Genomic DNA, 20,286 nt, shown 5'->3' with positions numbered 1-20,286 from the left:
CAAGCGTTGGTGGATGCGACCCGGCGGGTGGTGGATGCTTTCATGGCCGGGCCCCATATTTTCAATCTCGGCCATGGGATCACATCGGATGCAAATCCGGACAATGTCGCGCTGATGGTGGAAACGGTCAGGGCAGGATGAGCACGCAACCCCCTGCCCTGCGGGTTTTTGTGCTGGGTGCCACGGGCACCATCGGGCGTGCAACGGTGGCGGCCCTGTCGGCGCGGGGGCATGAGGTGGTGTGTTTGGTCCGGCCCGGCACCAACCCCCTGCCCTGCCGCGCAAGCTTGCGTTTCGGCAACGTGACTGACCCCGCTTCGCTGGCGCGCGACGGCTTTCGCGGTGAGAGCTTTGATGCAATCGTCTCATGTCTCGCCTCGCGCACGGGTGCGCCGCAGGATGCTTGGGCGATTGACCATAAGACACATCTGGATGTGTTGGCAGCGGGGCGCCGACTGAGCGTGCGACAGATGGTTCTGCTGTCAGCGATCTGTGTGCAGCGACCAAAGCTGGCATTCCAGCACGCGAAACTGGCTTTCGAGCATGCGCTTATCGACTCGGGGCTGATCTATTCTATCGTGCGCCCGACGGCTTATTTCAAATCGCTGTCCGGGCAAGTGAATCGTTTGAAAGCTGGCAAGCCGTTTTTGCTGTTTGGCGATGGCGCATTGACGGCGTGCAAGCCGATCAGCGATGACGATCTCGGCAGTTTTCTGGCTGACTGTCTGGAAAACCCCGCCCTGCAAAACCGCATCCTGCCGATTGGTGGCCCCGGCCCTGCAGTCACCCCGCGTCAGCAGGGCGAGGAATTGTTCCGGCTGTTGGATATGCCGCCAAAGTTTCGACATGTGCCTGTCGGGGTGTTGGACGGCATCATTGCGGTGCTGGACGGTTTGGGGCGGATTTCGCCAAAGTTGAAAAGCAAGGCGGAACTGGCGCGGATCGGACGCTATTATGCGACGGAGTCCATGTTGGTTTTTAATGCGGCGACCGGGCGATATGATGCGGATGCAACGCCAAGCATCGGCTCGGACACGCTGTTTAAGCATTACGCGCGGCTTGCGTGTGGCGAGGTTGCGGATGATCGCGGCGCGCATGCGGTTTTTTAAGGCGCCTTAGCGGTCGCGCGGCTAAATCAGCCGGTTGGTCGGAACGTGCAGCAGACGATCCATCTGAGCGATTGCGCTGTCGAAATCATGCGCCGCTGCGTCTGCGCCCGTCACCCCCACCAAAGTCAGGTTTGAAGCTGCAATCTGGCCGCAGACCAGAATCCGCGCGCCCGGATTGCTGATCCGCAGCGCCACGATCAGCCGAGTCAGCGCCGGTAAAGACCGCTTGCCACTGGCGGAAAGCCCGATCAACGCGGGCTGGCGGTGCTCTAGCTTTTCGACCAAAGCATCATGGGTTAGCCCGACAAACAGCTCAATATCCCAGCCGCGTTCGCGCGCAAGATCGCTGGCGATGGTGATGCCGAGCGTATGATTCTCACCGGGCACCGAAGCGAAAGTTGCCGCACGCAACAGATTAGGCACGCCAATCGGACGCTCGCGGCGCAGGATTCGCAAGATTGCATAGATCCGGCCCGCAGCGACGGTCACCCGGTAAAAAGTGACTTCATCGTTATCCCACCACTCACCCAGACGCCGCGCCGCCACGCTGAGATATAGCAAACATAAAGTTTCATAGCTGGAACCCTTCAGCTGCGCCTGTTCAATGAATGTCGCGGCGGCACGAGGATCATCTGACAGTAACGCATTGCAAAGCATGTCTATTTCGTCAGGGCATGGTGCCAGATCGGGCTGGACTTCAAAACGCAAATTGTTTGCAACGCGGCTAACAACCTCAACCGCGAGCGTATTCAGCGTGGCTTGCGGCAAAGACCGTTGCACCACGTCAATCTCTAAGAATGCCGTTTCAAGCATGTGCCTGTCGAACGTAGCAGAGCGTGACATGTTGACCCCCTCCAAAGCCATCATTGTCAATGGCCCGCCGAGAGAACAACCGTCTCCGTATGCCGTTGAGGACTTAACTATATTAAATTTAAAGATTGTGGCAAGTCTGGTGTATATAAATTCTGACACTTCAATGCCACAATCTAGCTTGCGAATTTGTCAGGCGGTAAATGCGAACAGCGTTGAGCGACGCGGGTGGGTAGACCTGCCCAATCGCCCACCACAAGCTTCGAACGTCCTTAACCTTGCCAAACCTCCACTCTATGGAGCGAATGCAAGGTATGTCCGCCAGAACGACCAATCACCTCATAATTTGGCGCTTGCGGAGTAAGCGGCAGTCGTGCTTTTGGGCTCACCATCGCGCCCCGCCCCTCGGACGCCGCCACCGCCAAATCGCGCGATTGCGTCAGGTTTGAGCGCGCATAGGGCAGGATATCAGGGCGCGCCTTAAGCATCAGCACAGGCGGCCCGCTTGGCATCTGAAATGTGTCAGAGTTACCGGTTTGCTGCTTCACCGGCGCGGGCGCAACATCCACCTGCCCCGCGCCCTGCCTGTCTTGACTGAGGACCTAGCAAAAATTTGACACGGTGAGGGAACGCAATCCGACGATAGGGGTTGTAGCGTTATAGGGTTTGGACATCCACGCCCCGGTGAAACTATGGAGATCATTATGATTCGCAATGCAATCGCAGGTTTTTTGCTGTCTACCGCGCTGGTATTTCCCGCGCTCGCACAAGATATGAAACCGATCCGCGAGGTTGAGGTCACTGTTGACACCGCCGGGATTGGTAACGCTCAAGCAGCTACCTATTGGGGCACGCTGCAAGACGATTTGAAGGCGGCGATTTTGACCAAAGTTGCACCGTCGCAAGATGAAGCGGCCTATGTGATCAAGATCCGCATTGACGACGTTTCGCTTACCAATGGTTTCCAAGAGAAACTGGGTTTGGGTGACACGACTTTGTCTGGCAACGTACTGGTGCAAGACGACAAGAACCATGTTGGCGATGACGCATATGACCTGACGGTTGACGTGAACGCAGCCAAGCCGCTGTTGCCAGAGGGCTATGACTTCACCGCAGCGGATGCTGATTCCAAAGTGTATTACAACGCGATGGTGAATGCGTTCGCTGATGGCGTTGTGACGCGTCTGAAGTAATTATCTGCTAAAGTAAGTTGAGAAAGGCCCCCTAGTTTGGGGGCCTTTTGCGTCGGGTTATTCTGCGGGAACTTTCGCAACTTCGTCCGATAGCGGATGCGCCAGATGGGGTAGCATTTCTTTCGGGCAGACCTGCAGGAAATTGGTCCGCTCGTTGCGCCAATCGGCGAGGATACGGGCGGCAATACGAGAGCCGGTTTCCTTGGCATGGCGCTCGATCAGGTGGCGCAGTTGAGCCTCCCAGTGCGGGTGGGCGACGGCGCAGGTAAGCACGGTTTCATCGTTAATGAAATCTTCCGCGATGGCTTTGGGATCATAGACATAAGCCATGCCGCCGGTCATGCCAGCGCCGAAGTTTGCGCCGATGCGGCCTAGGATAACGGCTGTGCCGCCGGTCATGTATTCACAACCGTTGGAGCCGCAGCCTTCGACAACCACCGACGCGCCGGAGTTGCGGACGGCGAAACGTTCACCTGCGCGGCCGGAGGCGAACAGGTAGCCTGCGGTTGCGCCGTATAGCACTGTGTTGCCGATGATGGTGTTATCCTCGGGGTTTAGTGGCGAGGACATTTGCGGGCGGACGACGATGGTGCCGCCGGATAGGCCCTTGCCGACGTAGTCGTTGGCGTCGCCTTGGACTTCAAGCTTAAGACCGTTGACTGCGAAAGCGCCGAGGGACTGTCCACAAGATCCGTGCAGTTTCACCGTCAGATGATCGGGTTGCAGGTTGTTGCGCATGCCAAATTTCTTGACGATATGCGACGAAGCCCGGGTGCCAATGGTGCGCAGGGTATTCCTAACCGCGTAGGAAAGCTGCATTTTCTCGCCGTCTTCAAAGAACCGCGCGCCGTCTTTGACGATTTCGGCGTCCAGTGTATCAGGGACGTGGTTGCGGGGTTTCGAGCGGTCATAGGTGATCTTTTGCGCGCCATCTACGGTGATCAGTAGGGGATTCAGGTCGAGATCGTCGAGGTGGGCGGAGCCTCGGCTGACTTGACTGAGCAAGTCGGCGCGACCGATGATTTCATCCATGCTGCGCGCGCCGATTTGGGCGAGGATTTCGCGGACTTCCTGCGCATAGAAGGTGATCAGGTTGACGACCTTATCCGCCGTGCCGGTGAATTTGGCACGCAGAGCGGTGTCTTGAGTGCAGACGCCGACCGGGCAGGTGTTGCTTTGGCACTGACGCACCATGATGCAGCCCATCGCGATCAGCGCCGCGGTGCCGATGCCGTATTCCTCGGCCCCGAGCATGGCCGCCATCACCACATCGCGGCCCGTGCGCAATCCGCCATCGGTGCGGAGCGTCACACGTTCGCGCAGGTTGTTCATGCTGAGAACCTGATGCGCCTCGGTCAGGCCCATTTCCCATGGGAGCCCTGCGTATTTGATCGAGGTGCCAGGGGAAGCTCCGGTGCCGCCGTTGTGGCCGGAAATCAGGATGATGTCGGCTTTTGCCTTGGCGACGCCTGCGGCGATGGTGCCGACACCAGAAGCCGAAACCAGTTTCACCGTGACTTTGGCGCGGGGGTTGATCTGTTTCAGGTCGTAGATCAGCTGGGCGAGGTCTTCGATGGAATAGATGTCGTGGTGCGGCGGCGGGCTGATCAGGGTCACGCCTTTGGTGGAATGGCGCAGCCGGGCGATCAGCTCGGTCACTTTCATGCCGGGCAGTTGGCCGCCTTCGCCGGGTTTTGCACCTTGGGCGACTTTGATTTCCAATTCTTCGCAAGCGTTCAGGTATTCGGCGGTGACACCGAAACGCCCCGAAGCCACCTGTTTGATCTTGGCCGAAGGATTGTCGCCATTGGCTTCCGGCAGGAAGTGCGCGGGGTCTTCGCCGCCCTCACCAGAGTCCGACTTCGCGCCGATGCGGTTCATCGCGACGTTCAGCGTCTTATGCGCCTCTGGCCCCAAAGCGCCTAGCGACATGCCGGGTGTGACGAAACGTTTGCGGATGGAGGTGATGCTCTCCACCTCTTCGATCGGAACCGGCTTGCCGAGGGTTTTAATGTCCAACAGGTCGCGGATGTGGATCGGCGGGTTGGAGCGCATCGCGGCGGAGTATTGCTTCCACAGATCAAACGAGGCGCGATCGCAGGCCGATTGCAGCATGTGCATGGTCTGCGCTTCCCAAGCGTGTTTTTCACCCGAACGGCGGGCTTTGTAGAAGCCGCCAATCGGAAGCACGTCAGCGCCTCCGAGCCAGCCTTTGGTGTGAACTTCCTCGGCCTTGATCTGGATACCGTTCAGGCCAATGCCGGAAATGCGGCTTTGCATACCGGGGAAATACTCGGCGACCATCGCACGGGATAGGCCCACGGCTTCAAAGTTCAGACCGCCGCGATAAGAGGAAATCACCGAAATGCCCATTTTGGACATGATTTTAAGCAGGCCCGCATCGACGGCGTTGCCATATCGGCGCATCGCATCGACGAGGCTGCCGTCGATTAGATTGCGCCGGATACGGTCGGCGATGCTGTCTTGCGCGAGGTAGGCGTTCACCGTGGTCGCGCCCGAGCCAATCAGCACGGCGAAATAGTGGGGGTCGATACATTCCGCGCTGCGGACGTTAACCGAGCAGAACGTGCGCAGACCTTTGCGGGTCAGCCAGCTGTGCACAGCCGAGGTGGCAAGGATCATCGGCATCGCGACTTTTTCGGGCGATTGATGGTGATCGGTCATCACCAACTGGCCCGCGCCGGAACGCACGGCGTCTTCAGCCTCCGCCCGGATACGTTCAAGGCCGACGCGCAGGGCATCGGGGCCGCCGTTAACCGGAAAGGTGCAGTCAATGAAGGCGACCTGATCGCCGAAACGCTGCACCAGCACGTCAAACTCGGCATTAGCGAGGAAAGGGCTTTCCAGCACGAGGATCTCGTTCTGAGCGTTGTTTTCGTCCAACACGTTGCGCAGGTTGCCGAAACGAGTTTTCAGGCTCATCACCCGGCCTTCGCGCAAGCTGTCAATCGGCGGGTTGGTGACTTGGCTGAAGTTCTGCCGGAAGAAATGCGACAGCGGACGGTAGACCGAGGACAGCACGGCGGCAGGGGTATCATCGCCCATCGAGGCGATCATTTCTTTGCCATCTTCGGCCATCGGGGCGAGGACTTGCTCTAGTTCTTCAATCGTAAAGCCAGCAGCGATCTGGCGTTTGCGCAGATCGGCACCCTCGAACATCGCGGATTCGGGGACGTCACGCAGCAAGGCGTTGAGGTCAACGATCTTTTCGATCCAAGCGGCATAGGGCTGCGCGGCGGCGAGTTTATCTTTGAGGGCAACGTCGTGGTAAAGCTTACCCTCGGCCATATCGACGGCGATCATTTGGCCCGGCCCAAGTGCGCCTTTTTCGTGGATGGTGGATTCGTCAATCGGCACCATACCGGCTTCGGAGCCGGCGATCAGCATTCCATCCCCGGTCACGACATAGCGCATCGGACGCAGGCCGTTACGATCAAGACCGCCGCAAACCCAGCGGCCATCGGTCATAGCTAAGGCAGCGGGGCCGTCCCAAGGCTCAATCACCGAATTGCAATAGGCATACATATCGGCCCAAGCGGGCTTCATATCGGTGGTGGCTTTTGACCAAGCCTCAGGCACCAGCATGGTCTTGGCGAGGGGGGCATTGCGGCCGGAACGCACGAGAGCCTCAAACACCGCATCCAAAGCGCCGGAGTCGGAAGTGCCTGCGGGGATGATCGGCTTGATGTCTTCGGCGGCATCGCCAAAGTTGTTCGATGCCATGCGAATCTCGTGCGATTTCATCCAATTGATGTTGCCTTTCAGCGTGTTGATCTCACCATTGTGAGCCAACATGCGGAAGGGCTGGGCCAGCCACCACTGCGGGAAAGTGTTGGTGGAATAGCGCTGATGGTAGATCGCGAAGGCGGATTCGAAGCGGTCGTCCATTAGGTCGGGGTAGAAGGTGGCGACCTGTTCGGCCAGCATCATGCCTTTGTAAATGATGCTGCGGCAGGACAGGGAGCACAGATACATGCCTTGGATTTGGCTCGCGAGGGCGGCTTTTTCAATGCGACGGCGGATGATGTAAAGCTCGCGCTCGAACTGTTCTTCGTCGATGGCTTTGTCGTTGCGGATCAGGATCTGTTCGATCTCGGGCCGGGTGGCGTTGGCTTTATCACCAAGCACCGAGGTATCGACGGGGACGTGCCGCCAGCCGTAGATGTAATGGCCCATGCGCAGAACTTCAGCCTCGACGATCGTGCGGCAGCGTTCTTGCGCGCCAAAATCGGTGCGGGGCAGGAAAACTTGGCCGACGGCGATCAGCTTGTGGATATCGGGTTCGTGGCCGGTGCGGCGGACTTGATCGTAGAAAAAACGCACTGGAATTTGCACGTGGATGCCCGCGCCATCGCCGGTTTTGCCATCAGCATCGACAGCACCGCGGTGCCAGATCGCTTTCAGCGCGTTGATACCGTTTTCGACGACTTGGCGAGAGGGTTTGCCCGAAATCGCGACCACCAGACCGACGCCGCAAGAGGAGTGTTCGTCTTCCGATTTATACAGGCTGTTGGCGTCCATATAGGCGCGTTTGGCTTCCTCGGCACGGACCCATTCTTCATTATAGATCGTCATGGCTTGGAACCTTTGGGCTATGGCTTTGAGGGAAGGACGACATCACAGCGTCGCATTCGAACAGCGGTTGGGTGGCGGCGAAGCCTTTGTCGCCGGGGAGGAAGAATTGCACTGGGCTGCCCTCGAGGGGGAGCCATTGGGTGCCATCCCACCATTCGGACTGGCCGGAGAAGAAGTTGCGCCATTCCGCGCTAATGTATTCGTGGCCGTGCGATTTGCGCAGTTCGTTGCCCGCATCATCAGTTTCGACATACTCAAATTGGGTGCGCTGCAAGGTGACGCCATCAATTGTCGTGGTTTCGCCGGTCAGTTTGTCGAAGCCTTTGACGTTGGTGTGTTCGCCGTTGTCTTTGGTCAGACTGAAGTCAAAATCATCGCGGCCTGTTGCAAGCAGGCTGGAGAAGTTGGCCGGGTCTTTTGGGTTTGGATCAAGGGTTTGCTTGACCATCGGATTCAGGTCGTAGCTTTCGATCCACTGCGTTTCGTTGTCGATGAGTGACATGTAGAACATGCCTTCCTGATCGAAATCAGCGCGCCATTTATCGCCGGGTTTGTCTTTCTCGCAGGTGTAATAGTTCGCGACGTAGCAGCCGCGCGATTGCACGGTCAGGGTGGTGGTGCAGCCCTCGGGCGGGGTGAAGCTGCCTGCCAGCAGGGGGGTGGCTGCGAAGAACAACGGGAAAAGCAGGGCGGTCCGCATGAGTAGTTCCTTTCGGGATGCGATCTTGGCGATCACTCTGCCGCAACGCTGGCGGGTTGCGCTAGGTAGGCGAGGATGGAGTCGGCGGCTTCGCGCCCGTCGCGGATGGCCCAGACAACAAGCGATGCGCCGCGCACGATGTCACCAGCGGCATAGACGCCGGGGAGGTTGGTGGCGTGTGTGCGGAAATCGGCTTTGATGGTCCCCCAGCGGGTAACGGCGAGATCGGGGACGCCCCAGAGGGTTTGGATGGCTTCAGGCTCAAAGCCCAGCGCTTGCACGACAAGATCGGCGGGCTCGATATAGTCGGCACCTTCGATCAGTTCGGGGGTTTGGCGGCCAGAGGAATCCGGTGAGCCGAGGCGCATTTTCTGCACCATGACGCCTTCAACTGCGGTGCCGCCAGTGAAGCCTTTCGGGGCGGAGAGCCAGACGAATTCAACGCCTTCTTCCTCGGCGTTTTGAGTTTCGCGCTGCGATCCCGGCATGTTGGCTTTGTCGCGGCGGTAAAGGCATTTAACGCTCGTAGCGCCTTGACGGATGGCGGTGCGGACGCAGTCCATTGCGGTATCGCCGCCGCCGATCACGACAACGCGTTTGCCCTCGGCGTTGAGTTCGCCCGAGTCAAATTCTGGCACGTCGTCGCCAAACGATTTGCGGTTGGAGGCGGTCAGGTAATCCAGCGCGCGGACGACGCCTTTGGCACCAACGCCGGGGGCTTCGATGTCGCGGGCCTTGTAGACTCCGGTGGCGATCAGAATGGCGTCGTGTTGGCCTCGGATGGCGTCGAAGGTTAGGTCTTCGCCGACTTTGCAGTTCAGCACGAAGCTGACGCCGCCGAGTTCCAGCTGCTCGATGCGTTGCATGACAACGGGTTTTTCGAGTTTGAAACCGGGGATGCCGTAGGTGAGCAAGCCGCCTGCGCGGTCGTAGCGGTCGTATACCGTGACTTGCACGCCTGCGCGGCGCAGCACGTCGGCGGCAGCTAAACCACCGGGGCCAGCGCCGATGATGCCGACGGATTCCATGCGTTCGGTATAGGCTTTGATCGGTTTGACCCAGCCCATTTCCCACGCTTTGTCGGTGAGATATCTCTCGATAGAGCCGATGGTGACGGTGCCGTGGCCGGATTGTTCGATAACGCAGTTGCCTTCGCAAAGGCGGTCTTGTGGGCAAATGCGGCCGCAGATTTCCGGGAAAGTGTTGGTGGCTTGGGAAAGCTCGTAGGCTTCTTCCAAGCGGCCTTCCGCGGTGAGGCGCAGCCAATCGGGAATATTATTGTGCAAAGGGCAATGCGATTGGCAAAAGGGTACACCGCATTGGCTGCACCGAGACGCTTGCTCGGCAGCTTTATCGACCGCGAATTGGCGATAAATTTCATCGAAATCGTGACTGCGCAGTTCAGCGTCGCGCTTAGGCGGCGTCTCTTTGCTCAGCGTGACGAACTTCAGCATTTTCTGCCCGGCCATAAATCTGCCCCTTAGGTGGAATCTTACTGTCGCGCGTTGATACTTTGGAATGATCTCAAATAAAAGTCAGCATAGCTGACCTATGTTTAGGTTTTTTGATAGGTAGGTCAACAATTCTGACAGAACACGCAAATAATAGGTCAGCAATCAGTACCTACATCGCATTTGAAGTAGCGGAATCGTAAATCCACGTGATTCGGTTGAGCTAGGTAATGATGCCAGCGGCAGTCAGCGCCAGCAGCACGCAACCAAAAATGATACGGTAGATCGCAAAGGCTGTAAAACGGTGGCTGCGAATATAGCTGAGCAGCCATTTCACGGCGACGAAAGCGGTGATGGTGGAGACGACGAAAGCGATCGACAGTGACGTCCAATCCCCCTCGGTTGTGCCGTGGCGGAATTGGCTGAGCAATTCGTAACCGCTAGCGGCATACATGGTGGGGATGCCGACCAGGAACGCAAACTCGGTGGCGGCGGCGCGGTTCGAGGTGCCAAGCAGCATTGCCACGAAGATCGTTGCGGCAGAGCGCGAGGTGCCGGGGAACACGCCCGCGATGACTTGCGCAAGGCCGACGGCGATGGCTACGCGCAGGGTGATGGTGGCGCTGTCGGGCAGTTTGGCGGCGAAATGCTCGGCGGCGAGCATCCAGATGCCACCGATCACCAGCGCCCAAGCGATCGGTTGAATTGTGCTCGGCAACGCAAAACCAAGCTTCTTGACGATCAGGCCGAGGATGGCGGTGATTAGAAAGGCTATGGTTAATTTGATTAGGTAATCACGGTTGGCAGGGACGCGCCAATGCAGCAGCAGATCCATGATGCGCCGCCAGTAGATCAGCGTTACGGCAAGGATCGCACCGGCTTGGATGACGATGTTATAGGTATCGGACCGCGCGCCCAGCCAATGCTCGGCCAGCAGCAGATGACCGGTGCTCGAGATCGGCAGAAACTCGGTAATGCCTTCGATCACCCCAAGCAGGACGTCGCTGAAATAGGTCACGCCTTAGACCTTGCGCAGGTTTTTCGCCGAGTCCTTGATGGCCGCGTATTGGCCCGAGGGACGGTAGCGCCACATATATTCGGGGATCACCGAAGCGTAGTCGGTCGGCGTGATCCCGAGATCGGCGAAGCCTTTCGCACCGGGCGCGACAATGTTGTCGCGGCGCAAGCTGGCAATCTGATCGCGGGTGATCATGCTGTTGCTGAAAATGCCGCCGGTGGCGAAAGCTGCGAAATCCAGCAGAGTTGCCGGGATCAGTGCGAGTGCGAACGGCAGGTTCAGCACCAGTCGTCGGCGGTGGATTACGCTAAGCATTTTGCCAATGATGGCGCGGAAGGTTTCGACATCAGGACCGCCGAGTTCGTAGATGCCCGTGGCCTCACCTTTGATGCCTTTGACGGCGGCTTGAGCCACATCATCAACATAGACCGGTTGGAACTTGGTCTGCGCGCCGACCAAGGGCAAGAACGGGCCCAAGCGTGCCATCGCCCCGAAGCGGTTAAAGAATCCGTCTTCATTGCCGAAAATCACCGACGGCCGCAAGATCATTGCATTAGGGTAGGTTGCGAGAATGGCCGCTTCACCTTCGCCTTTGGATTGAGCATAAAGGCTCGCCCCATTCACATCGGCACCGATGGCCGAGATGTGCACAAGCGCCGGGATGCCCTGCTGCGCTGCCAGCCGAGCGATACGGGCAGCACCTTGCGACTGCACCGCCGAGAAATTGTTCTTACCGCCGCGATCAAAGGTACCAACGCAATTCACCACAGCATCGCAACCAGTCATCACAGCTAACACAGAAGCGTCATCTCGGATGTTGCAAAACACCGGGTCAACTTGGCCGGGGGTGCCATAGGTTTTGGCGAACAACGCTTGGTTGGGGCGACGACAGGCAACGCGGACGCGCCAGCCTTCTTTTGCCATCCGGCGTGCGATATAGCGCCCGACGAAACCCGATCCGCCGTAGATCGTGACAAGTTTGCTCATGCGAAACCCCTTTGGCCGTGCTGTGCGTTCTCGTCTGAATAATCTGACCGAGCCACAGCGGCAAGTCTATTCACGCCTCAGGGTAAGGCTCGGTCCCGCACCGAGGTCGGGTGAGACCCTCTCCGGATTTTCTGACCAGTTTTTCTGAAACGGCCAGACAGATTTTTGTTTCGCCCCGTTGACTCCCCTCGAAGGCTTGGCTACATCGCCCCCACGACACTTGCCCTGGTGGCGGAATTGGTAGACGCGCTGGTTTCAGGTACCAGTGTTGCAAGACGTGGAGGTTCGAGTCCTCTCCTGGGCACCAAAGTCCTACAGAAAACCCCGCAACATTAATGTGTTGCGGGGTTTCTTGTTTTTCTATCCCCCGGCCCCCGTTTTTGCGGTTCGTTGGAGCGGGAATTGCGACACGTTCGGACTGGCGTCTAGAAGCCTTGCGACTGTATTGCCGCAAGGCTCTAAATTAAGACGTGAGTTGCCGCCTAAGCGGCGACATTGCTCCGGAATCTGCTTGGGTTACCTGACATGCCTTTGGGCTGCCGGATAAACAATCAATAGTCGCTGAGTTTCTTCATGTAGCGGCGGGCTTCCAGCATGGTCTGGTTACGGTGCGCAGCGAGTTTGTAAGCGAATTTCCAGAGCGCATCGAAGAAAATCAACGGCACAAGATACCCTTGGAATTGTGCGTCAATACCGGTGAGGTCCAGATCCTTGGCGTCGAGCACAAGGATATTATCTTTGTCGCCAAAGCGATAAAGGAAGTCACGCGCGCGCTCTTCCAGACGACGCGTTTCATCCAGGCCGATCATCGAAATGAAGCAGGCATCTTTATCGACGACTTCAAACGGTCCATGGAAAAATTCGTTGGCATGAATGGCCTGCGAATTGATCCACTGCATTTCCATCAGCACACAAATTGCGAAGGAATACGCGGCTCCGTAATTCGCGCCACTTGCTGTGGTGTAGATCACGTCACGATCCTTGAAACACTCGGCAAAGGTGGTGAACATATCTGCGTATTTTATATGCGCCTTATCAATGGCCGGCTGCAGATGGCCGAGGCTACTCAGCAGCGATGCCATCTCGTCGACACCATCCGCAATTCTGACCAAGCCGGCGAGTAGCTTATAGAGCACGCCGTAATTGCTGTCGGCCGCATCAATGGTAAGGCCCGTGGTGTACGATGCCTGATACTGCAGCACGAAATCGGCAGCTTCGCCAAGCGGTGAGTTTGGATCGAGCGTCATCGCAATCACGGTAGCGCCCTTCTGCTTGGCGTGATTGGCGGCGCGCACGGTCTCGCGGGTGGTTCCGGTCTGCGAGCATAGGATGACGATAGATTCGGCATCCAGCTTCATCGGGTCGCGGCAGACGAATTCGTCACCATTGTACACATCCGAGGTGATGGTTTTGGAGTGGCGGTCGAGAAAGTACTTGCCAGGATGCATGATCGAGAGCGAGCCGCCGCAGGCGACAAGAAACACTTGGCGAACAGGCTTGTTTTTGAGCGCCTCAAGCACTTTAGTGATATCTGGATTAAGATCAGTTTTCATGATGTCCTCTTGGGTCTTGGCGCCACTGCGACGCTACGCGTGAAATTCTGCCCGTCAAACTTCTCGCATCCGGTCACGGCTGAACAACCAGCCGAGGGCGTGTTTCACCCCGGCCGCTCTCATCAGTTGTCCCGGTCATCGTCTGCGTTGACAGCTTTTCGGCAATGTGCGAACGTTCTCACAATTAGTCAATCAGAAAGACTACAGATGATCAAAATTGCTGCGATGGGCGATAATGTCGTTGATTGCTACCTCTCTAATGGCACGATGTTTCCGGGTGGAAACTGCCTCAATGTTTCCGTGTTCATCCGGCGGTTTGGCGGCGTTTCTGCCTATATCGGAGCGATTGGACAAGACGAAGCTGGCAGCGTCATTGAGAAGGCACTGCATGATGAGAACGTGGATTTAGCGCGACTGCGTATTCTGAAGGGAGCCACGGCATATTGCATCATCGGCCACCGCGATGCCGACCGCGTTTTTGTGCGGGCCGATCTTGGGGTGTCGATGTTCTCGCCGTCCAGCGACGATATTGCCTTCCTCAAAGACTTCGCGGCTGTTCATATCGGCCAGTCTAGTGGCTTAGACGACCATGTTTCGGCGGCAGCGACTCAGACATTGCTGTCTTACGATTTTTCGACTCGCCGCGATCCAGAGCATCGCCGCACCATCGCCCCGCTATGTTTTTTGGCCTCAATATCCGGTGGCGACCTGTCGCATGACGAGGCACTCGCCATCGCGACAGAACTGCGTGACTGTGGTGCCAGATGGGTTCTGGTGACGCGCGGAAGTGAGGGCGCGATTTTGCTTGGGGCGGAAGGGCTGTTCGAGGTTGCGGCCTCACCCGCAGAACTGGTCGATACGCTGGGGGCAGGCGACACTTTCATCGCACGAACGCTATTTGGGCTTATTGCTGGCGAGACGCCCCACGCTCTACTTTCGGCAGCCGCAGTCGCAGCCGCCGAAACGTGCCGCTACTTCGGAGCGGTCGGCCACGGCGCGCCGATTAAACTTTCGGGCGTCGTCCCAGAGCTTCAGACCATTTCGTCCTGAGGCACAGACACCGAACCACGCAACGCCAACCTGTGCTTCAACACCTGATGCTGCTCTTCGCCGTCCTCTCCGCCAATACGCGCGAGAATAAGGCGAGCGGCAGCCTCCCCCATTTCCGTCAGTGGCTGTGCGATCGCGGTAATGCCGGGCTTGAGGAAGCTCATCCAGTCGAGGTCATCAAAGCAGATCAGCGAAAGATCGCTCGGAATTTGTAGGTTGAGCGATGTGATCGCATCCATAGCCACGGCTGACATCAAGCCATCTGCGGTGAACAGCGCTGTCGGCCGGTTCGCGCGTGACAGCAATTCCATCGTGGCTGACCGAGCTGCCGTCACCGAATAAGTCCCGACCCGAACGATCAGACTGCGATCAATGCAGATCGCTGCGGCACGATGCGCCTCGAGATAGCCGAAAAGGCGCTGCCAGCTGGGAAACAGGCTGGCGGGATCAATCGAGCCTTCGATGACGCGATCAATAAACGTTTCTATGTCGCCGAATTCCCAGCGCTCCAGTTCAGCCACGATGCCGATCCGGCGATGCCCTGCTTTTAGCAACTGCGCCACGCTCTCGCTTGCGGCCCCACGGTTGTCGAGCGTCACGGAATCAGCGGGCAACCCACTGACACGCCGGTCAATCTGGACAATCGGGCAGCCAGAAGCTGCGGCTGCATGCAGATGCCGTGAGCCAGAGGTGTCGCACGGCGCAATGATCAAGCCGTCGATCTGCTTCTCAAGCAGCAGCTGCACGGCTTCAAGTTCGCGCTCCAACAACTCGTCGCTGTTGGTGAGCAGGACGCCAAAGCCTTGCGCCCGGGCGACATCGGCGATGCCGCGCAGAATGCTGGCATAGAACGGGCTTTGAATGTCGCCCGCAACGACGCCAATCGTCTTGGTCTTCCCGGTAATCAAGCTACGGGCCAGCGCGTTGGGGCGGTACCCCAAAGCCTTGGCGCTGAGGCGCACCTTCTCTTTGTTTTCTTTGCTGGTATAGCCGTATCCGCCCAACACACGGCCGGCCGTTGCGGTGCTCACCCCGGCTCGCAGAGCAACGTCGGCAATCGTCATTTTGTCAGCGCGCTTGTCTGCCATAACGTTCCCCGAACCTCGAATGCATAAATATTTCGGTGTTAAAAATTGATCTGTCCCGAAAAGAGAGCCTACCACTTTCGGAGTCGCCTCGCTTTCCGATACAACGACACGCCCTTATTTGACAGGCTTTTCCAGATTTTGCAGCTGAATTGCCTTTGGCGAACTTTCCTACTTGACGGATGTGGAAAACGAATGCTTCTATTGTGAGAACGTTCGCACAAACCGCTCATAGATTCAATCAACTGTTTTCCAAGGACGGCTTGGAGCAGAAAATGAAAACCAGGAAGGTGAATGACATGACGATCAAAGCACTTGCTACAAGGCTACTTGCCGGAACAGTTCTCGTCATCGCTGCAGCGGCATCTGCCAATGCCGACGGCGTAGATCAAAAACTGCATGACGCAGTTCCAGCAGAGTACCAGAAGAACGGCGTTAGCATCGCTGCATTCAATGACTGGCCGCCAGATGAGTTTGTCGAGAACGGCGAACTGAAGGGGTGGAGCATCGATATGGCCAAAGCCATGTCCGAAAAGCTCGGCGTCGAATTCAAGTTCACGCCAACCAGCTTTGAGGCAATCATCCCCGGGCTGGCCAGCAAGCGTTTCGATGCCGGCTTTTCGTCGTTTGGCGTGACCGAAGAACGGCTTGAGGTTCTGGATTTCGTGCCGCAGCGCAAGGAAGGCACCGCTTACGCGTTCCTTCAGGAAAAGCCGCTCGAAATCAACACGGAAAAAGATCTGTGCGGTCACTCCATTGCTGTGATGACGGGCGCTTGGGATTTTCAATACCTGACCCAAGTCAGTGAAGAAACCTGCGTAAAGGCCGGAGCAGCTCCGATCGACCTGCAGCAATTTACAACGCAGAACGCAGCAGAACTTGCAGTTTCTTCCGCTCGTGTCGAAATGGTGGCTGCGGGCTCGGCGAAATTGCAGTATCTTGCCAAGCAGACCGGTCGTTTCGGTGTATCGAAGTTGACCAGCAACGCTGTCTTTAATGGTATCGGCGTCCCTCGCGACGATCCGCTCGGTCCCGTACTAAGGGATGCGCTGCAGTCGATGATCGACGATGGATCCTACGCGGCGCTGATGGCCAAATGGGGGGTCGATGGTTCCGGTATGCTCGACAAGGCGTTGCTCGTCAACAAGGCAAACCCCGTCACCAAGTAGGTGGTTTGGTCCGCCCGCTTAAACGCTGAGGAGCCGCAAGCTGCGGCTCCGATCGTTTTCTGCCAGAGGTATGAATGGCTCAAGATTTAAAAAGTCCCACATCGGCGCGACCCGATATCCACGAAACCAAACCGCGGCCGCTGCGGCATCCATCTTGGTGGATAGGCGGGGCCGCACTGTCCCTCTTTGTGGTGCTATTCATCCGCCTGCTGGTGACCAATGAAAATCTTCATTGGGACATAGTTGCGCAATATCTCTTCAGCCCTGAAATTTTGGCTGGGCTCGGGCGCACACTTTTGCTGACATTCGTCGCCATGATTATCGGTCTTGCCATAGGCGTGGTGCTCGCCATTATGCGCTTGTCCAAAAATCCGGTGTTCCAGACCGCAAGCTGGGCTTGGATCTGGTTTTTTCGTGGCGTGCCTCCGCTTGTCCAGCTGATCTTCTGGTACAACTTGGCCTTGCTGATACCCACCGTATCCATTGGTGTTCCCTTCGGCCCAGAGCTCTGGTCAGCCAGTATGAATTCGCTGATCACGCCTTTCAGTGCCGCGGTGCTCGGCCTAGCGTTGACGGAAAGTGCCTACGCCGCCGAGATGATCCGCGCGGGCATTCAGGCGATCAATGTCGGGCAAACAGAAGCCGCCGCAACACTGGGTATGACCCGGTCACAGACGCTGCGCCGCATCGTACTGCCGCAGGCGCTGAAGATAGTCATCCCGCCGATCGGCAACGACACCATTTCCATGCTGAAATTCACCTCGCTGGTCAGCGTGCTGGCCCTTCCCGACCTGCTCTATTCCGCGCAAATGATCTATTCACGCACCTACCAGACCATTCCGCTGCTGATCGTCGCGACGATCTGGTATCTGGTTCTGTCGACCATCCTGACCCTGATCGAGCATTACATCGAACATCGCCTGAATGATGGAAGGCCGCTGGAGCTCAGCCTGATCCTCTCGTCACTGTTCCGCATCAAATTTGGGGCACCCCGTACGGAGGTCTCGAAATGAGTACCACGATGCCATTGCTTAATGTTGAGCGCCTTTCCAAAAGCTTCGGAACACACCAAGTTCTGAACAAAATTGATATGAGCGTCAAACTCGGCGACGTCACCTGCATTGTCGGGCCATCCGGCTCGGGCAAGAGCACGCTGCTGCGGTGCCTGAATTATCTTGAAGTGCCCGATTCTGGCGTCGTTTTTCTCGACGGCGATCCGGTGGGCATGCGCTGGCACGGCAACACCCTGCGCCAAATGTCATTCAATGAACTCGCCGCACAGCGTCAGCGTATGGGCATGGTGTTCCAAAGCTTCAACCTTTTCCCGCACAAGACGGCGCTTGAAAACATTGTCGAAGCACCGATCATCGTGCAACGCCGCAAAAAATCCGAAGCCGTTGCCGAGGGCATGGCATTGCTCGACAAAGTCGGCCTTCGCGAGCGGGCACACTACTATCCCAGACAGCTTTCCGGGGGACAGCAACAGCGCGTGGCAATCGCCCGTTCGCTGGCGATGAAACCGGCTGTGATGCTGTTCGACGAGCCGACCTCAGCGCTCGATCCCGAATTGGTGGGTGAAGTGCTGGCCGTGATGCGCCAACTCGCCGAAGACGGCATGACCATGGTGGTCGTTACCCATGAGATGAGCTTTGCCCGCGATGTGGCCGACCATCTGATCTTCATGGACGGCGGCGTTATTGTGGAGGCTGGCCCACCGAAGGACGTGCTTTCCAATCCCCAGCACACCCGCACCAAGGCTTTCTTGGCTCGCTTACTCTGAACATCTCTTAATCTGAAAGCTTTACATGCAGCATCTGAATGCCGACACAGTTCATGCCCTGCTAGACTATCCAAGCTTGGTCGAGGCGCTGCGTCTGGCCCACCGTGATGGCGTGATGCCGCAAGCACGCGTGCAGGTGCTAAGCGACAGTGGCAATGAGGCCAACAAGTTCATATCTCTGGTCGCTTGGTCTTCCGGGGATGTGATCGCTGTCAAACTTGTTGGCGTATTTCCCGACAACCCATCCCTGCCCGTTCCCGAGCCTTCGGTGCAGGGTCTGGTCACGCTGATCAACGGCAAAACCGGCGCACCGCTGATGACCTGTGACGGCGCAGCTCTTACGTTTCGCAAAACGGCAGCCGATTCTGCGCTGGCGGTCGATCTGCTAGCCCGTAAGAACGTTGAGGTACTGCTTGTGCTTGGCGCCGGTGGTCTCGCGCCGCATGTGATTGAGGCGCACACCGCTGTGCGTCCGTCGATCCGACGTGTCATGATCTGGAACCGCAATCCGCAGAAGGCGACGAACTTGGCAGCCAGCCTAAAGCATCTGCCGGTCGATATCACGACCGTCCACGATCTGGACGACGCCCTACCGCAAGCTGATATCGTATCCTGCGTGACCATGGCGACAGAGCCCTTGGTAAAGGGTGCCCTGCTGAAGCCCGGCTGCCACGTCGATTTGATCGGCGCTTACATGCCCGAGATGCGTGAGGCGGATGACGATGTCGTCCGACGTGCGGGCCGCATCTTTGTCGATACCCGCAATGGTTGCGAAGGCAGCGGTGAGGTTGCCGAACCACTTGCCCGCGGATTAATCACCCGCGAGCAGATCGTCGCTGACCTGTTCGATCTTTGTCAGGGCGCACATGCTGGCCGCAGCAGCGACAGTGAAATCACCATGTTTAAGAATGTCGGCGGCGGTCATCTCGACCTGTTCACTGCGCGCCACCTCTTGTCACGGCAATAATCTAACAGAGGACTCCAGATTATAATCCCGACTTCCAAAGACACAGATTTGTCGTTCTGCCCCCTACTTCGGCGCTAAATCTGACGTAGAGATGCAGCGCGTTGGACGATAGTTGCAAGCACGGACGGACTAAACCTTGCATATCCGCATTCGTCTCGGTCCGAAATCGTAATTGAGTGATCGGGTGGAAGTTGCGCTAAAGCGGTCCTAGAGCGCGTTCTAAGGTGGTTATGCAGATTTGCTTGGCGGCTTTGGGAGAGAGGAGTTTCGGCTCTATGCAGCGCTCCAGCCCCAAGCCGTCCACCAAGGCGATCAGCATTTGGGCGAGAGATTTGATGTCGATGGTCAAATTGCGGGCGGTCGCTACTTCGGCGAGAGCAGTTTCCAAATCGCGGCGATAGCGTGAATATTGACGGCGATGTTCGCGTTTCAGCGCCGGATTGTTGACGATTTCTGACCACAGCGCGAGCCAGATGTTCAGCTCTTCGCGGCTGAAAAACTCTGGCGCGAACATGGCGTCTAGGATTGCCAGAAGGCGCGAGCGTCTTGGGTTAGGCGCTTCCAACCCCGAGTGAAGACGTTCATACATCGCGCGGTATACCGCGACCAACAGGCCGTCTTTCGATTTGAAATGATGGGTGATCAAGCCGCGCGAGACGCCGGCTTCGTTGCAGATATTGTCGATGGTGAATTCGAGGATGCCACCACGGGCAAGGCAAGCCAAGCTGGCTTGGATCAGGCTGGCTGATCGTTCTGCCGAGGTTAGCCGGGTGTATTTGGGGGTGGTGGTGGTTGTCATCACTGGCCTGCAGGGTGGG

Annotated in this window: 18 protein-coding genes and 1 tRNA gene; 9 read left to right on the top strand and 10 right to left on the bottom strand. The window is 57.5% G+C overall.

What is annotated here, in order from left to right; translation table 11 throughout:
- Together JWS10_RS13030 and JWS10_RS13025 are read left to right on the top strand one after the other, a co-directional pair.
- A partial coding sequence (locus JWS10_RS13030; RefSeq protein WP_299508065.1) for a uroporphyrinogen decarboxylase family protein occupies positions 1-141 on the top strand: 141 nt, incomplete at its 5' end.
- The gene (locus JWS10_RS13025; RefSeq protein ID WP_299508061.1) at positions 138-1,109 is read left to right on the top strand and encodes an NAD(P)H-binding protein; all 972 of its coding nucleotides are present in this window, start codon (positions 138-140) and stop codon (positions 1,107-1,109) included. The genes JWS10_RS13030 and JWS10_RS13025, both read left to right, overlap by 4 nt.
- Positions 1,110-1,130: 21 nt before the next feature.
- Here JWS10_RS13025 and JWS10_RS13020 read toward each other — a convergent pair whose 3' ends face one another.
- Both JWS10_RS13020 and JWS10_RS13015 read right to left on the bottom strand, forming a co-directional pair.
- Positions 1,131-1,952: a cobalamin-dependent protein gene (locus JWS10_RS13020; RefSeq protein WP_299508059.1), complete on the bottom strand. Its 822-nt coding sequence runs from the start codon at positions 1,950-1,952 to the stop codon at positions 1,131-1,133.
- A gap of 239 nt (positions 1,953-2,191) precedes the next feature.
- Positions 2,192-2,488 (bottom strand): hypothetical protein, encoded by a 297-nt coding sequence (locus tag JWS10_RS13015; protein ID WP_299508057.1) that lies wholly within the window; start codon positions 2,486-2,488, stop codon positions 2,192-2,194.
- Positions 2,489-2,623: 135 nt separating this feature from the next.
- Between JWS10_RS13015 and JWS10_RS13010 the strand changes: the two genes are divergently transcribed.
- A complete protein-coding gene (locus tag JWS10_RS13010; RefSeq protein ID WP_299479554.1) occupies positions 2,624-3,112 on the top strand; it encodes a hypothetical protein in 489 nt (162 codons plus the stop codon).
- Positions 3,113-3,169: 57 nt separating this feature from the next.
- Here JWS10_RS13010 and gltB read toward each other — a convergent pair whose 3' ends face one another.
- The 5 genes from gltB to JWS10_RS12985 all read right to left on the bottom strand — a co-directional run bounded on the left by gltB (position 3,170) and on the right by JWS10_RS12985 (position 11,864).
- The gene (gene gltB, locus JWS10_RS13005) at positions 3,170-7,708 is read right to left on the bottom strand and encodes a glutamate synthase large subunit (RefSeq protein ID WP_299508055.1); all 4,539 of its coding nucleotides are present in this window, start codon (positions 7,706-7,708) and stop codon (positions 3,170-3,172) included.
- The gene (locus JWS10_RS13000) at positions 7,695-8,408 is read right to left on the bottom strand and encodes a hypothetical protein (RefSeq protein ID WP_299482622.1); all 714 of its coding nucleotides are present in this window, start codon (positions 8,406-8,408) and stop codon (positions 7,695-7,697) included. Before JWS10_RS13000 ends, gltB begins: the two co-directional genes overlap by 14 nt.
- Before the next feature lie 32 nt (positions 8,409-8,440).
- The gene (locus tag JWS10_RS12995; protein ID WP_299482625.1) at positions 8,441-9,877 is read right to left on the bottom strand and encodes an NAD(P)-dependent oxidoreductase; all 1,437 of its coding nucleotides are present in this window, start codon (positions 9,875-9,877) and stop codon (positions 8,441-8,443) included.
- Between the two features lie 205 nt (positions 9,878-10,082).
- Positions 10,083-10,877: an undecaprenyl-diphosphate phosphatase gene (locus tag JWS10_RS12990; protein ID WP_299508053.1), complete on the bottom strand. Its 795-nt coding sequence runs from the start codon at positions 10,875-10,877 to the stop codon at positions 10,083-10,085.
- Positions 10,878-10,880: 3 nt separating this feature from the next.
- Positions 10,881-11,864 (bottom strand): complex I NDUFA9 subunit family protein, encoded by a 984-nt coding sequence (locus tag JWS10_RS12985; RefSeq protein ID WP_299508050.1) that lies wholly within the window; start codon positions 11,862-11,864, stop codon positions 10,881-10,883.
- A 222-nt stretch (positions 11,865-12,086) separates the two neighbouring features.
- Here JWS10_RS12985 and JWS10_RS12980 point away from each other — a divergent pair.
- A tRNA-Leu gene (locus JWS10_RS12980) sits at positions 12,087-12,171 on the top strand.
- Between the two features lie 244 nt (positions 12,172-12,415).
- On the opposite strand, the gene JWS10_RS12975 is transcribed toward JWS10_RS12980, so the two are convergent.
- The gene (locus JWS10_RS12975) at positions 12,416-13,417 is read right to left on the bottom strand and encodes an SIS domain-containing protein (RefSeq protein WP_299508048.1); all 1,002 of its coding nucleotides are present in this window, start codon (positions 13,415-13,417) and stop codon (positions 12,416-12,418) included.
- A gap of 207 nt (positions 13,418-13,624) precedes the next feature.
- Between JWS10_RS12975 and JWS10_RS12970 the strand changes: the two genes are divergently transcribed.
- Positions 13,625-14,467: a PfkB family carbohydrate kinase gene (locus JWS10_RS12970; RefSeq protein WP_299508046.1), complete on the top strand. Its 843-nt coding sequence runs from the start codon at positions 13,625-13,627 to the stop codon at positions 14,465-14,467.
- Here the strand turns inward: JWS10_RS12970 and JWS10_RS12965 are convergent.
- Positions 14,449-15,531, bottom strand: a complete 1,083-nt coding sequence (locus tag JWS10_RS12965) for a LacI family DNA-binding transcriptional regulator (protein ID WP_299508044.1) — start codon at positions 15,529-15,531, stop codon at positions 14,449-14,451. The two genes, JWS10_RS12970 and JWS10_RS12965, sit on opposite strands and share 19 nt — an antisense overlap.
- Before the next feature lie 320 nt (positions 15,532-15,851).
- Here JWS10_RS12965 and JWS10_RS12960 point away from each other — a divergent pair, with 320 nt between their 5' ends.
- From JWS10_RS12960 to JWS10_RS12945, 4 genes are all read left to right on the top strand, one after another.
- The gene (locus tag JWS10_RS12960; RefSeq protein WP_299508042.1) at positions 15,852-16,721 is read left to right on the top strand and encodes an ABC transporter substrate-binding protein; all 870 of its coding nucleotides are present in this window, start codon (positions 15,852-15,854) and stop codon (positions 16,719-16,721) included.
- Between the two features lie 74 nt (positions 16,722-16,795).
- Positions 16,796-17,734 (top strand): amino acid ABC transporter permease, encoded by a 939-nt coding sequence (locus JWS10_RS12955; protein ID WP_299508040.1) that lies wholly within the window; start codon positions 16,796-16,798, stop codon positions 17,732-17,734.
- Positions 17,731-18,501: an amino acid ABC transporter ATP-binding protein gene (locus JWS10_RS12950; protein WP_299508038.1), complete on the top strand. Its 771-nt coding sequence runs from the start codon at positions 17,731-17,733 to the stop codon at positions 18,499-18,501. Before JWS10_RS12955 ends, JWS10_RS12950 begins: the two co-directional genes overlap by 4 nt.
- A 25-nt stretch (positions 18,502-18,526) precedes the next feature.
- Positions 18,527-19,468: an ornithine cyclodeaminase family protein gene (locus tag JWS10_RS12945; RefSeq protein ID WP_299508036.1), complete on the top strand. Its 942-nt coding sequence runs from the start codon at positions 18,527-18,529 to the stop codon at positions 19,466-19,468.
- Between the two features lie 196 nt (positions 19,469-19,664).
- Here the strand turns inward: JWS10_RS12945 and JWS10_RS12940 are convergent, their stop codons facing one another.
- Complete coding sequence (locus JWS10_RS12940) at positions 19,665-20,267, bottom strand: TetR family transcriptional regulator C-terminal domain-containing protein (RefSeq protein ID WP_299508034.1); 603 nt, start codon at positions 20,265-20,267, stop codon at positions 19,665-19,667.
- Between the last annotated feature and the right edge of the window lie 19 nt (positions 20,268-20,286).

Source organism: Cypionkella sp. (genome assembly GCF_028290025.1).
GTDB lineage: Bacteria > Pseudomonadota > Alphaproteobacteria > Rhodobacterales > Rhodobacteraceae > Cypionkella.
The sequence above is the reverse complement of the archived record's forward strand: the minus strand, read 5'-3'. Positions and strand labels throughout refer to the sequence as shown.

Excerpts from the sequence above, each read along its gene's own strand:
- JWS10_RS13025 (WP_299508061.1), top strand. The coding sequence starts at position 138 with ATGAGCACGCAACCCCCTGCCCTGCGGGTTTTTGTGCTGGGTGCCACG.
- JWS10_RS13020 (WP_299508059.1), bottom strand. The coding sequence starts at position 1,952 with ATGTCACGCTCTGCTACGTTCGACAGGCACATGCTTGAAACGGCATTC.
- JWS10_RS13010 (WP_299479554.1), top strand. The coding sequence starts at position 2,624 with ATGATTCGCAATGCAATCGCAGGTTTTTTGCTGTCTACCGCGCTGGTA.
- gltB (WP_299508055.1), bottom strand. The coding sequence starts at position 7,708 with ATGACGATCTATAATGAAGAATGGGTCCGTGCCGAGGAAGCCAAACGC.
- JWS10_RS13000 (WP_299482622.1), bottom strand. The coding sequence starts at position 8,408 with ATGCGGACCGCCCTGCTTTTCCCGTTGTTCTTCGCAGCCACCCCCCTG.
- JWS10_RS12995 (WP_299482625.1), bottom strand. The coding sequence starts at position 9,877 with ATGGCCGGGCAGAAAATGCTGAAGTTCGTCACGCTGAGCAAAGAGACG.
- JWS10_RS12985 (WP_299508050.1), bottom strand. The coding sequence starts at position 11,864 with ATGAGCAAACTTGTCACGATCTACGGCGGATCGGGTTTCGTCGGGCGC.
- JWS10_RS12975 (WP_299508048.1), bottom strand. The coding sequence starts at position 13,417 with ATGAAAACTGATCTTAATCCAGATATCACTAAAGTGCTTGAGGCGCTC.
- JWS10_RS12970 (WP_299508046.1), top strand. The coding sequence starts at position 13,625 with ATGATCAAAATTGCTGCGATGGGCGATAATGTCGTTGATTGCTACCTC.
- JWS10_RS12965 (WP_299508044.1), bottom strand. The coding sequence starts at position 15,531 with ATGACGATTGCCGACGTTGCTCTGCGAGCCGGGGTGAGCACCGCAACG.
- JWS10_RS12960 (WP_299508042.1), top strand. The coding sequence starts at position 15,852 with ATGACGATCAAAGCACTTGCTACAAGGCTACTTGCCGGAACAGTTCTC.
- JWS10_RS12955 (WP_299508040.1), top strand. The coding sequence starts at position 16,796 with ATGGCTCAAGATTTAAAAAGTCCCACATCGGCGCGACCCGATATCCAC.
- JWS10_RS12950 (WP_299508038.1), top strand. The coding sequence starts at position 17,731 with ATGAGTACCACGATGCCATTGCTTAATGTTGAGCGCCTTTCCAAAAGC.
- JWS10_RS12945 (WP_299508036.1), top strand. The coding sequence starts at position 18,527 with ATGCAGCATCTGAATGCCGACACAGTTCATGCCCTGCTAGACTATCCA.
- JWS10_RS12940 (WP_299508034.1), bottom strand. The coding sequence starts at position 20,267 with ATGACAACCACCACCACCCCCAAATACACCCGGCTAACCTCGGCAGAA.